The sequence below is a fragment of the Cellulomonas jepli genome, assembly GCF_047229345.1.
Classification (GTDB): Bacteria; Actinomycetota; Actinomycetes; order Actinomycetales; family Cellulomonadaceae; genus Cellulomonas_A.
In genome coordinates this window covers 98,350-109,393 of sequence record NZ_JBFTER010000002.1, presented here as the reverse complement: position 1 = coordinate 109,393, position 11,044 = coordinate 98,350, and the positions used below count along the sequence as shown (strand labels likewise).

Annotated in this window: 10 protein-coding genes, 1 tRNA gene and 2 pseudogenes; 5 read left to right on the top strand and 8 right to left on the bottom strand. The window is 74.8% G+C overall.

The window, feature by feature from the left end; all coding sequences use genetic code 11:
- The 6 genes and pseudogenes from AB6N24_RS01155 to AB6N24_RS01130 all read right to left on the bottom strand — a co-directional run.
- Nucleotides 1-401 (bottom strand): annotated as a pseudogene (locus tag AB6N24_RS01155) (hypothetical protein); the annotation flags it as partial.
- 273 nt (nucleotides 402-674) lie between these two features.
- Nucleotides 675-1,304 (bottom strand): response regulator, encoded by a 630-nt coding sequence (locus AB6N24_RS01150; RefSeq protein WP_412867602.1) that lies wholly within the window; start codon nucleotides 1,302-1,304, stop codon nucleotides 675-677.
- On the bottom strand, nucleotides 1,301-2,866 hold the full coding sequence (locus AB6N24_RS01145; RefSeq protein WP_412867601.1) for a sensor histidine kinase: 1,566 nt from the start codon (nucleotides 2,864-2,866) through the stop codon (nucleotides 1,301-1,303). Before AB6N24_RS01145 ends, AB6N24_RS01150 begins: the two co-directional genes overlap by 4 nt.
- Nucleotides 2,856-3,722, bottom strand: coding sequence for an ABC transporter permease (locus AB6N24_RS01140; RefSeq protein WP_412867600.1), 867 nt, complete (start codon nucleotides 3,720-3,722; stop codon nucleotides 2,856-2,858). The genes AB6N24_RS01145 and AB6N24_RS01140 overlap by 11 nt, the downstream gene beginning before the upstream one ends.
- A complete protein-coding gene (locus tag AB6N24_RS01135; RefSeq protein ID WP_412867599.1) occupies nucleotides 3,719-4,639 on the bottom strand; it encodes an ABC transporter ATP-binding protein in 921 nt (306 codons plus the stop codon). Before AB6N24_RS01135 ends, AB6N24_RS01140 begins: the two co-directional genes overlap by 4 nt.
- Nucleotides 4,640-4,764: 125 nt before the next feature.
- Nucleotides 4,765-6,009, bottom strand: coding sequence for a pyridoxal phosphate-dependent aminotransferase (locus AB6N24_RS01130; RefSeq protein ID WP_412867598.1), 1,245 nt, complete (start codon nucleotides 6,007-6,009; stop codon nucleotides 4,765-4,767).
- Nucleotides 6,010-6,388: 379 nt separating this feature from the next.
- Here AB6N24_RS01130 and AB6N24_RS01125 point away from each other — a divergent pair.
- The 5 genes from AB6N24_RS01125 (at nucleotide 6,389) to rplA (ending at nucleotide 9,177) form a co-directional block, all read left to right on the top strand.
- Nucleotides 6,389-6,461: transfer RNA gene (locus AB6N24_RS01125), tRNA-Trp, on the top strand.
- A 101-nt stretch (nucleotides 6,462-6,562) separates the two neighbouring features.
- Nucleotides 6,563-6,850: a preprotein translocase subunit SecE gene (secE, locus tag AB6N24_RS01120; RefSeq protein ID WP_034634949.1), complete on the top strand. Its 288-nt coding sequence runs from the start codon at nucleotides 6,563-6,565 to the stop codon at nucleotides 6,848-6,850.
- 102 nt (nucleotides 6,851-6,952) lie between these two features.
- On the top strand, nucleotides 6,953-7,810 hold the full coding sequence (gene nusG / locus AB6N24_RS01115) for a transcription termination/antitermination protein NusG (protein ID WP_412867597.1): 858 nt from the start codon (nucleotides 6,953-6,955) through the stop codon (nucleotides 7,808-7,810).
- Between the two features lie 94 nt (nucleotides 7,811-7,904).
- On the top strand, nucleotides 7,905-8,336 hold the full coding sequence (rplK, locus tag AB6N24_RS01110) for a 50S ribosomal protein L11 (protein WP_034634943.1): 432 nt from the start codon (nucleotides 7,905-7,907) through the stop codon (nucleotides 8,334-8,336).
- Nucleotides 8,337-8,454: 118 nt separating this feature from the next.
- Nucleotides 8,455-9,177 (top strand): 50S ribosomal protein L1, encoded by a 723-nt coding sequence (gene rplA, locus AB6N24_RS01105; protein WP_258726076.1) that lies wholly within the window; start codon nucleotides 8,455-8,457, stop codon nucleotides 9,175-9,177.
- 478 nt (nucleotides 9,178-9,655) lie between these two features.
- Here the strand turns inward: rplA and AB6N24_RS01100 are convergent, their stop codons facing one another.
- Together AB6N24_RS01100 and AB6N24_RS01095 are read right to left on the bottom strand one after the other, a co-directional pair.
- On the bottom strand, nucleotides 9,656-10,819 hold the full coding sequence (locus tag AB6N24_RS01100) for a hypothetical protein (protein WP_412867596.1): 1,164 nt from the start codon (nucleotides 10,817-10,819) through the stop codon (nucleotides 9,656-9,658).
- 5 nt (nucleotides 10,820-10,824) lie between these two features.
- Nucleotides 10,825-11,044: pseudogene (locus AB6N24_RS01095) on the bottom strand (hypothetical protein); the annotation flags it as partial.

Here is an 11,044-nt window from a genome sequence, read left to right as displayed (position 1 = left end):
CCCTCCGCTCGGGGCGGGGTGCCGCGGCCGCCCCGCGCACCCGGCGCCGACCCTGCCGCCGCCCGCCGGGCGTGTGCCGCGTCGTCCTGCCGCACGGCTCCGGAGCTCCCGGGCGCGGAGGCGCTCACCGGCGGGAGCGCGGTCGAGGTCGCCTCGGAGGTCGGCTCAGCGACCTCGCCGCCGTCGAGGGCGCCGACCGGGGGTGCGCCCTCCGTCGGGACCTCCGTGGCCCGCGGCGGGGAGGCGGGCGCGGGGTCGATCACGGGCGGGACGGTCACCACCATCGGCTCGGCGACCGCGCCGCGGGACTCGTTCGGCTCGGCGAAGAGCGCGGAGACGCCCACACCGAGCAGCACCACGGCAGCGGTGCCGCCGGCGACGATGCTCAGGCTTTCGGGCATACCGCACAGTATCGGGGCACTGGGGACATCTGCAGGAGACCCCCACCACGGGTGGCCGCCGGGTCCGGACCCCGTCCGGGTGACGGACGCGGGCCGCGACGGCGGTGCCGGCCCGCCGACGGGTGCCCTCCGCGCCCCGGACCGGCGGAGGCGCCGGTCACGGTCGACGGCACGACGCCGCCACCTGCGCCGGCCGAGCACCTCGCTGCCTCGCGCCGCCCGGAGGTCGTGATCGCCCCGCGCCGGCCGGGGCTCTCCGGGCCGGCCCGCCGGTCAGGGTGCCGGCAGGATCCCGCGCTGGATCGCGATCGTGACCGCGCGCGTGCGGTCGTCGACGCCGAGCTTCGTGAACGTCCGGAGCAGGTGCGTCTTCACCGTGGCCTCGGCGATGAACAGCTCGCGCCCGATCGCGGCGTTCGACAGCCCTCGCGCGACACCCGCGAGCACCTCGAGCTCGCGCGCGCTGAGCCGGTCCCGGTCGGACCGGAGCTGCTCGACGAGCCGGCGCGCGACCGTGGGGGAGAGCGCGGACTCGCCGCGCGCGGCTGCCCGGACACCGGCGACGAGCTGCTCGCGCGGCGTGTCCTTGAGCAGGTACCCGGTCGCGCCCGCCTCGACGGCCCGCAGGATGTCGGTGTCGGTCTCGTACGTGGTCAGGACGAGCACGTGCACCGACGGGGTCTCGGCGCGGATGCGCGCCGTCGCGGCGGCGCCGTCGAGCACCGGCATCCGCAGGTCCATCAGCACGAGGTCCGGTGCGAGCGTGCGCGCGGCGTCGACCGCGGCCTGCCCGTCCGCGGCCTCGCCGACCACCTCGATGTCCGGTTCGGCGGCGAGCAGCCCCGTGAGCCCCGAGCGCACGACGGGGTGGTCGTCGACGACCAGGACGCGGACGCGGTTCACGGTGCTCCTCCGGACGGGCTGGTCGGGCCCGTGGCGCTCCCGGACCGGGCGCCAGTATCGCGCCCGGCCCCGTCCCGCGCGGGTGCGGCACCACGGCCGCGACCGCTGCTGCCGGCGGCGTCGCCACGGCCGCTACCGCTACCGCCTGCGGCGTCGCCGCTGCCACCGCCACCGCCACCGCCGCTGCCATCGCCGATGCCAGTGCCACCCCCACCGCCACCGCCGTCGCCACCGTCGTCGGCCGCCGCCGCGGGCATCCGCACGAGCACCCGCGTCCCGCCGCCCGGCGCGGTGCCGACGTCGAGCGTCCCGCCGCCCGCGCGCACGCGCTCGTGCATCCCACGCAGCCCGACGCCGCGGCCCACCTCGGGCGGCATGCCGCGGCCGTCGTCGTGCACCTCGAGCTCGACCGTCCCGTCCTCGGTGCCGAGCCGCAGGCGGACGCGGCGGGCGTCGGCGTGCTTGCGCACGTTCGCGAGCGCCTCCTGCGCGCCGCGCAGCAGCACGACCTCGGTGTCGCGCGTGAGCGGTGCGTCCTGCCCGAGGTCGACGTCCACCTCGACGCCGGTCTCCGCGGTGAACCGCTCGGCCAGCCGCGTGAGCGCGTCGCGCAGCCCCTGCTGCTGCAGCCCGGCGGGCCCGAACGCGGCGACGAGCGCGCGGGCCTCGGCGAGGTTCTCGCGCGCGACGTCCTCGATCTGCTCGACGCGTCCCCGCGCCGCGTCGGTCGCCGCACGGTCGAGCTCCGCGCCTGCGGCCTGCGCGAGCATCACGACGCTCGTGAACCCCTGCGCGAGCGTGTCGTGGATCTCCTGCGCGAGGCGCTCACGCTCGGCGAGGACGCCGGCGGCGTGGTTGGTCGCGGCCAGCTCGGCCTGCGCCGCCTCCAGCCGCTCGATGAGACCCGCGCGTTCCTCGCTCTGCTCGGCGATCTGCGTGATCCACAGCCCGAGCAGCACGCTGAACATGAGCCCGATGCCCATCTGCCCGGCGATCTCGACCCACGCCGCACGGTCCGCCCAGCCGCGCAGGCCCATCGCGACCGAGGCCCCGACGGCCAGCACGAGCGCGATCGCCGCGGCGGTCGTGCGGCGCTGGCTGAAGAACCAGATCTGGGAGTAGGCGATGAACAGCAGGAGCGTCCCCATGGGCTCGAGGCGCACGACGAGCACCACGACGACGACGAGCACCGCGAGGTAGGCGTGCGCGAGCCGGCCGTCGCCACGCAGCGCGGCCCGGCGTCCGATCACGGTGTACGCGGTCACGAGCACCGCCATCGCGGCGAACGAGACGGCCGTCGCACCGGGGTCGTGGCCGTCGGTCACGAACGACGCGCACGCGATCGCGACCATGACGTAGAACGCGACGTCCCACCCGCGCAGCGTGCGGGTCCAGAACTGCGCCCGGTCGACGCCGGGACGCCGCGCGGGCCGGTCGGCCGGGTCGGTGGCGTCGGGCCGTGCGAGGCCCATCCGGTGCAGCGCCCCGTACGCGCCGATCGGCCGGTCGTTGCCCGCGGGGGCAGCGGCCGGCCGGTCGGAGCGGGGGTCGTCAGCCCGCATCGCGCCGCGTCCACCGGAACGTGCGGACCCCGACCACGAGCCCGACGACGGCCCAGATCACAAGCACGAGCGCGGTCATGGGGTGTTGCCAGGACCCGGAGACCTCCATCGGCAGGAAGGTGTCGGGCAGGAACACCGAGCGCATTCCCTGCGCCATCCACTTGAGCGGGAACACGGAGGCGATCTGCTGCATCCAGGTCGGCAGCGCGTCGTACATGAAGAACACCCCGGAGATGAACTGCAGCACGAGGACGACGGGGGTGACGACGGCGCTCGCGCTGCGCCCGGTGCGGGGGACGGAGGAGAACGCGACCCCGCAGACGGAGCCCGCGGCGGTCCCGAGCAGGAAGACCCACGCGAACGTGAACCAGCGGTCGGGGTCCGTCGGCAGCGGGACGTCGAACAGGAGCGCCGCGACCGTGAGCAGCAGGGCGAGCTGGACCGCCGAGGCGACGAGCACCTGCCCGACCTTGCCGAGGAAGTACGCGGCGGCGGGCAGCGGGGTGCCGCGCAGCCGCTTGAGCCCGCCCTCGTCGCGCTCCACGGCGATCGTGATCGCGAGCGACTGGAAGCTGGAGAGCATCACGCCGGTCGCGACCATCCCGGGCAGGAAGTACTGCGCGAACGGCACGGTGCCACCCTCGGGCCCGACCTGTGCGCCGTCCTGGCCGAACACCGTCGCGAAGATCGCGAGCATGATCACGGGGTACAGGAAGATGAACACGACGGCGTCGCGCTCGCGGAAGTACTGCCGCAGCTCGAGGCGCGTGCGCACCATGCCGAGGCGCAGCGAGCCGGGCAGCGCAGCCGGACGCGCGAGGGAGGGGCGGGTCGCCGGAGAGGTCGGGGCGGTCATCGGGGGCTCCCCTGCAGGGTCGGGACGGCGGGTGCGGCGACCGAGGACCCGACACCGATCAGCGCGAGGTAGACGTCCTCGAGGCTCGGGTGCAGGACCTGCAGCCCGGGCACCTCGAGCGGGGCGGCCGAGCCTCGCGCGTCGGCCCAGCGGCCGGCGAGCTCGACGACGGTCCTGGTCGGCTCGTCGGTGCGCACCTCGCGCTCGACCCCGTCCTCGACCCACCGGACGACGGCCTGCCGCGCCGCCCGCCCACCGAGCTCGGACGGCCGGTCGAGCGCCACGACCCGCCCGTCCTGGACGACCGCGACCCGGTCGGCGAGCTGCTCGGCCTCGTCGAGGTAGTGCGTCGTCAGCAGGATCGTCGTGCCCTGCTCGCGCAGGTCGCGCACGAGGTCCCAGAACGAGCGCCGGGCCTCGGGGTCGAAGCCGGTGGTCGGCTCGTCGAGGAACAGCAGCTCGGGCCGCCCGACGATGCCGAGCGCGACGTCGAGGCGCCGGCGCTGCCCCCCGGAGAGCTGCCGCACGCGCGTGCGCACCTTGTCGCGGAGCCCCACGAGGTCGATCACGTGCTCGGGGTCGTCCGGGTGCGGGTAGTACGCCGCGAAGTGCCGCACGAGCTCGCCGACGGTTGACTCGGCGAGGTCGCGGGTGTCCTGCAGCACCACCCCGATGCGCGCCCGCCACTCGCGCCCGGCGGTCTGCGGGTCCTCCCCGAGGACGCGCACCTCGCCGCCGTCGCGGTCGCGGTAGCCCTCGAGGATCTCGACGGTCGTCGTCTTGCCGGCGCCGTTCGGGCCGAGGACGGAGAAGATCTCGCCGCGGTTCACGGCGAGGTCGAGGCCGTCGACGGCTCGCTTGTCGCCGTAGCGCTTGCGCAGCCCGTGGGCCTCGAGGGCCAGGTCGGTGGAAGTCATGGCTCCAGCGTGGCCCGCTGGCGCGGGCACCGGTAGCCACCGCACGACGGTGCCCGTGTCCACCGCTCGGTGGACACGGGCAGACACGGGCACGTGCTGCCGGCGGCGCCGGTGGGTGCGAGCGGTCAGTCCGCGTCGGCCAGGAGCGCCTGGATGCGCCCGACGCCCTCGGCCAGGTCGTCGTCGCCGAGCGCGTACGACAGACGCAGGAACCCGCTGGGGCCGAACGCCTCACCGGGCACGACCGCGACCTCGGCCTGCTCGAGGATCAGCGCAGCGAGCTCGGCCGACGTCGCCGGGGTCACGCCGCGGATCGTGCGGCCGAGCACGCCCTCGACCGAGGGGTAGGCGTAGAACGCGCCCTTCGGCACGGGGATCCGCACGCCGTCGATCTGCCCGAGCATCTCGACCATCGTCCGGCGCCGGCGGTCGAACGCCGCACGCATCGCGTGCGCGGCGGACAGGTCGCCCGTGAGCGCAGCGACGGCCGCGCGCTGCGACACGTTCGCGACGTTCGACGTCAGGTGCGACTGCAGGTTCGTCGCGGCCTTGATGACGTCGGCCGGCCCGATCATCCAGCCCACCCGCCAGCCCGTCATCGCGTAGGTCTTCGCGACGCCGTTGAGCACGATCGTCGTGTCGGCGAGCTCGGGGACCGCGCGCACGATCGGCGTGAACCGGGCGTCGTCGTACACGAGGTGCTCGTAGATCTCGTCGGTCAGGACCCAGATGCCGTGCTCGAGCGCCCACCGCCCGATCTCGGCGGTCTGCTCGGGGGAGTAGACCGCGCCGGTCGGGTTCGAGGGGGAGCAGAACAGCAGGACCTTGGTGCGCTCGGTGCGCGCGGCCTCGAGCTGCTCGACCGTCACGAGGTACTCCTGGTCCGCTCCCGCGAACACCTCGACCGGCACGCCGCCCGCGAGCCGGACGGCCTCGGGGTACGTCGTCCAGTACGGCGCGGGCAGCAGGACCTCGTCGCCCGGGTCGACGACGGTCGCGAACGCCTGGTAGACGGCCTGCTTGCCGCCGTTGGTCACGAGCACCGACGACGCGTCGACCTCGTAGCCCGAGTCGCGCAGCGTCTTCGCGGCGATCGCCTCGCGCAGCGCGGGCAGGCCGGCGGCAGGCGTGTACCGGTGGTTGACGGGGTCGTGCGCGGCGGCGACGGCGGCCTCGACGATGTAGTCGGGCGTCGGGAAGTCCGGCTCGCCCGCGCCGAACCCGATGACCGGGCGTCCGGCGGCCTTGAGCGCCTTCGCCTTCGCGTCGACCGCGAGCGTCGCGGACGGGGCGATGGCGGCGATGCGCGCGGAGACGCGCGAGCGGGCGGACGCGGGCTGGGCGGGTGTGTGCTGGCTCACAGGCGTCATCTTGGCAGACGTCGGGCGCGCGGGCCGGGTGCGTCCCGGCAGCCGAGCGGGGCTGCCGGGAGCGCGGGCTGGGGGTGGGCCGTCGCACGCCCGGCCGACGGCGCGGTCGGCGACGTCGGCCACCCGTCCGGCGGTGCGCGGGCGGCGCGGTGGGGCGACCGCGCGTCGGCGGTCGGGCCGGTCGGGCCGGTCGGGCCGGTGGGACCGGCGGGATCAGGGGCGAGCACGTCTCGATCCCGCCGGGTTCGACCCTGCGCCGCGCGTCGCGTACAGTGGTTCCCCGGCGGTTGACGTCCGCCATGATGAGCCGTGCCCACGAGTGGTCCGTACCCGGTCCGCGCCGTGCGCAGGTGCTGGTCATGGCGATGGAGAACGCCGTAGGGCAGTGGCGCAATTGGTAGCGCACCGGTCTCCAAAACCGGCGGTTGCGAGTTCGAGTCTCGCCTGCCCTGCGCATGGTCACGGTCCGGCGCCCAGCTGGGTCCGGCAAAGCGACGGTCCGGCGCTGCACCTCACGGGCGTCGGTGCCACACGACACACGTAGGGGACAGCTGTGAGCGAATCCGCACCGGCAGCGGCGTCCGGCGCCGAGGGCTCGGCGCCGCGCACCGAGCGCCCGAAGCCCGCGAGCACCGAGACCGCCCGTCGGGGCTTCGTCGCCCGCGTCGCGCTGTTCTTCCGTCAGGTCGTCGCCGAGCTCAAGAAGGTCGTGCGCCCGACGCGCTCGGAGCTCGTGACCTACACGGGTGTCGTGCTCGCGTTCGTCGCCGTCGTCATGGCGTTCGTGACCCTGGTCGACCTCGGGGTCGGCCGCCTGACCTTCTGGGTCTTCGGCGCCTGACCGCAGGCGACCGCACCTCCGGCTCCGTGCCGGAGCACGCCGGCTCCCGCGCGCAGCGCACGCCGGTCCGCACCACAGACAGTCGAGAAAGCAGGTTTCCACGTGACGTACGAGTCGCACGAGTCCGAGCAGGGTGCTGCCGAGACCGAGCTCGAGGACGCCCTGGCGTCGATCTCGGCGGTCGAGGCGCCCGCAGCGGGCACTGCCGACCCCGCGTCCGACGAGGACACCGCCACCACCGGTGCAGCCGACGGCGCCGAGCGCGCGGATGACGACGAGGCGGACGACGACGAGGCGGGCGACGACGAGCCGGCCTCCGAGGCCGACGTCGCCCCGGCGGTCGAGGACGACGAGCCCGACGTCGACGAGGACCCGGTCGCCGCGTTCAAGGCCCAGCTGCGCTCGCAGCCCGGCGACTGGTACGTCATCCACTCCTACGCGGGCTACGAGAACCGCGTGAAGGCGAACCTCGAGAACCGCACGCAGAGCCTCAACATGGAGGACTACATCCACCAGGTGGAGGTCCCCATGGAGGAGGTGACGGAGATCAAGAACGCGCAGCGCAAGGTCGTGCGCCGCGTCCGGATCCCCGGCTACGTCCTCGTGCGCATGGACCTGACCGACGAGTCGTGGGGCGCCGTGCGCCACACGCCCGGCGTCACCGGCTTCGTCGGGCACACGCACCAGCCCGTCCCGCTGACGCTCGACGAGGTCTTCTCGATGCTCGCGCCGTCGCTCACGCCGGCGGCCCCGAAGGCCGGCACCAAGGCCGCCGCCGCGGAGATCAAGGTCGACTTCACCGTCGGCGAGTCCGTGACCGTCACCGACGGCCCGTTCGACACGCTGCCCGCGACGATCTCCGAGATCAACCCCGAGAGCCAGAAGCTCAAGGTGCTCGTCTCCATCTTCGGCCGGGAGACCCCGGTCGAGCTGTCGTTCGGCCAGGTCGCCAAGATCTGACCGAGCGGCACACCTGCGGGCCCGGCACCGCCGGGCCGCACTGCAACCGGGTCATCGCCCACGGCGTCGGCCCACGACACGAACGGAAGGCATCATGCCCCCCAAGAAGAAGGTCACCGGCCTGATCAAGCTCCAGATCAAGGCCGGCGCGGCCACCCCTGCGCCGCCGATCGGTCCGGCGCTCGGTCAGCACGGCGTCAACATCATGGAGTTCTGCAAGGCGTACAACGCGGCCACCGAGTCGCAGCGCGGCGACGTGGTCCCCGTGGAGATCACGGTCTACGAGGACCGCTCCTTCACGTTCATCACGAAGACCCCGCCGGCCGCGGAGCTCATCAAGAAGGCCGCCGGCGTCGCCAAGGGCTCGCCGACCCCGCACACCGTCAAGGTCGCGACCCTGACGGCCGCGCAGGTCACCGAGATCGCGCAGACGAAGCTGGTCGACCTCAACGCCAACGACGTGGCCGCCGCCGAGAAGATCATCGCCGGCACCGCCCGCTCGATGGGCATCAAGGTCGAGGGCTGACCTCGACCCACCCCGGCCCCCGGGCCGGAGCAGCACCACCTGGAAGCACCACCCGAGAAGTGCCAGTGGCAGGGCCCTGTGCGGCCCGACGACCACGACTGCCAGCCAAGGAGAGCAGATGAGCAAGCACAGCAAGGCGTACCGCGCCGCCGCCGAGAAGATCGAGGCCGGCCGCCTCTACGCCCCGCTCGACGCCGTGCGTCTCGCGCAGGCGACGGCGACCACCAAGTACGACTCGACCGTCGAGGTCGCGTTCCGTCTCGGCGTCGACCCCCGCAAGGCCGACCAGATGGTCCGCGGCACCGTCAACCTGCCGCACGGCACGGGCAAGACCGCCCGCGTCATCGTCTTCGCGACGGGCGAGCGTGCCGAGCAGGCCCGCGCCGCGGGTGCCGACGAGGTCGGTGGCGACGAGCTGATCGAGAAGGTCGCGGCCGGGTACACCGACTTCGACTCCGCCGTCGCGACGCCGGACCTCATGGGCAAGGTCGGTCGACTGGGCAAGGTCCTGGGCCCGCGTGGCCTCATGCCGAACCCGAAGACCGGCACGGTCACGATGGACGTGGCGAAGGCCGTCACCGACATCAAGGGCGGCAAGATCGAGTTCCGTGTCGACAAGCACGCGAACCTGCACTTCATCATCGGCAAGGTCTCGTTCTCCGACGTGCAGCTCGTCGAGAACTACGCGGCCGCGCTCGAGGAGGTCAACCGTCTGAAGCCCGCCTCGTCGAAGGGTCGCTACATCGCGAAGGCGACGTTCTCGACGACGAACGGCCCTGGCATCCTCGTGGACCAGAACCGCACGCGGAACCTGACCGAGGAGGACACCGAGGCCGCCTGACCTCCGTCCCCGCACTGCACGCACGAGAGCCCGGTCCCCAGCGGACCGGGCTCTTATGCGTCCAGGCCGGTCCCAGCAAACCAGGCCCTCGTGCGTGCGGGCCGGTCCAGCGGACGGGGCTCGCGTGTCTCCGGGCCGGTCCCCGGCGGACGGGGCTCGCGTGCGTCCGAGCAATGCCCGGTGACCGTCCGCTCGCGGTGCGGTGCCGCGCGGTGCGGGCCGCGCCCGGTGCCCACCAGCTCGCGGTGCGGTCGGTGCGGGCAGCGGCCGCCCCGGGGACCGCACCGGAGGCCCGGATGGCGGCCCCTGCCGCGCCCCTGGTCCCCCCTGCGGACCGGGTGCGCGGCAGGGGCCGTCGCTGAGCGCGTCGCGTACCAGCGACCTTCGCTGAGCGCGTCGCGCGCCAGCGCCCTTCGCCACGCGCGTCGCGTGCCGGCACCCTTCGCTGAGCGTGCCGCGTGCAGCTGGACCGTTCAGGTCACCTCGGCGCGAGGAGCGCCAGCGGGCGCGCCCACAGCCCGGCGACCCAGGCGAGCTCGTCGGCGTCGGCCTCCTGGGCGCGTGCGTCCAGCGCGTCGCTCCACGCGGCCGCCGTCGCCACGGTCCGGGCGACCGCCAGCGGGCGGTCGGGCTCGGCGTCGCCACCGCGCGCCCGGTACGCGCGCATGAAGCCCGCCACGGGGTCGAGGTCCCACGCCGGGTCGAGGGCCGGGGTCAGGTGCACCGCGAGCCAGTCGAGCGCCGTCGCGACGTCCCACCGGGCGTCGCCGCGTCCGGCCGCGACGAGCTCGGCGCGCGGACCCTCCGGGAGTCCGGCGCGCTCGAGGGCGACCTCGGGTCCGCGACCCTCCGCCGCGTGACCGCGCAGCACGACCACGGCGTCGGGACCCGCGTCGTGCACCCACCGGTCGGCCGCCCAGGCCGAGGCCGCCGCGGCGAGCGCGCGCCGGACCCGGGGGTGCTGCCGCACCGCCCACGCGCGGCCGGCGACGGCGTGCGAACCGTCGCGACGTCCGGCGAGGAGGTCCGGCACGAGCACCCACGGCAGCGGGACGGCGGGTACCGTGCTCGGGGCCGGGCTGCGGTGCAGCTCGACCAGGCTCTCCGCCCAGGCGACGAGCAGGTCGGCGAGCGCCGCACGGTGCGCCGTCGTCGGCCCGTCGGCGCGCAGCGCGAGCACCTGCCCCTCGAGCTCCTGCACCAGGTCGATCTCCGCCGCGTGCGGGCCGCCCGCTGGCGTGACCCACGGGGCGCACCCGTCTCCCTCGGCCGGCGCGACGCGCTCGGCGGCCGTGCCGACCGCGCCGAGCCCGGCGACTCGGCCGGCGCCTGTGACGGCGCCGGACCCTGTAGCCGGGTCGGACCCCGTGCCGGCGCCGGATCCTGTGGCGCGCCCGGACCTCGTGCCGCCGCCGAGCCCTCTGTCGTCGACCGTGTCCGTGTCACGGTGGATGACGGTCGGCTCGACGACGACGACCTCGTCGGTGCAACGGCCGGGGGAGCGGCTGTCACGCGTGGTGACGCCCGCGCCGCCCGATCCGCACGCGGTCGCGTCGTCGACCGGGCGCACCAGGTGCAGGCCCCGTCGCGAGGCGGTCCCACGCGCGCGCCCGCCGCCGGAACGCCCGGTCGTGACCGTCATCCCGCTCAGCGTCCCTGCGCGCGGTGGTACCGGGCGGTCAGGTAGCCGGCCCAGAACGCCTCGGCGAGCTCACGCCGCCCGGGGCGGGGGCGGCCCGCCGCCGCCGGACGTCCAGGTGCGCTGCCGCCGCTCGCCTCGGTGAAGGGCTCCGTGAACGGCTCGGTGAAGGGCTGGCGCCCGTACGCCTCGGTGAACGGCTCCGTGAAGGGCTCGGTGAAGGGCTGG

Coding starts and splice junctions, on each gene's coding strand:
- AB6N24_RS01145 (WP_412867601.1), bottom strand. CDS start 2,866: ATGCGGGCTGACGACCCCCGCTCCGACCGGCCGGCCGCTGCCCCCGCG.
- AB6N24_RS01140 (WP_412867600.1), bottom strand. CDS start 3,722: ATGACCGCCCCGACCTCTCCGGCGACCCGCCCCTCCCTCGCGCGTCCG.
- AB6N24_RS01135 (WP_412867599.1), bottom strand. CDS start 4,639: ATGACTTCCACCGACCTGGCCCTCGAGGCCCACGGGCTGCGCAAGCGC.
- AB6N24_RS01130 (WP_412867598.1), bottom strand. CDS start 6,009: ATGACGCCTGTGAGCCAGCACACACCCGCCCAGCCCGCGTCCGCCCGC.
- rplK (WP_034634943.1), top strand. CDS start 7,905: ATGCCCCCCAAGAAGAAGGTCACCGGCCTGATCAAGCTCCAGATCAAG.
- rplA (WP_258726076.1), top strand. CDS start 8,455: ATGAGCAAGCACAGCAAGGCGTACCGCGCCGCCGCCGAGAAGATCGAG.
- AB6N24_RS01100 (WP_412867596.1), bottom strand. CDS start 10,819: ATGACGGTCACGACCGGGCGTTCCGGCGGCGGGCGCGCGCGTGGGACC.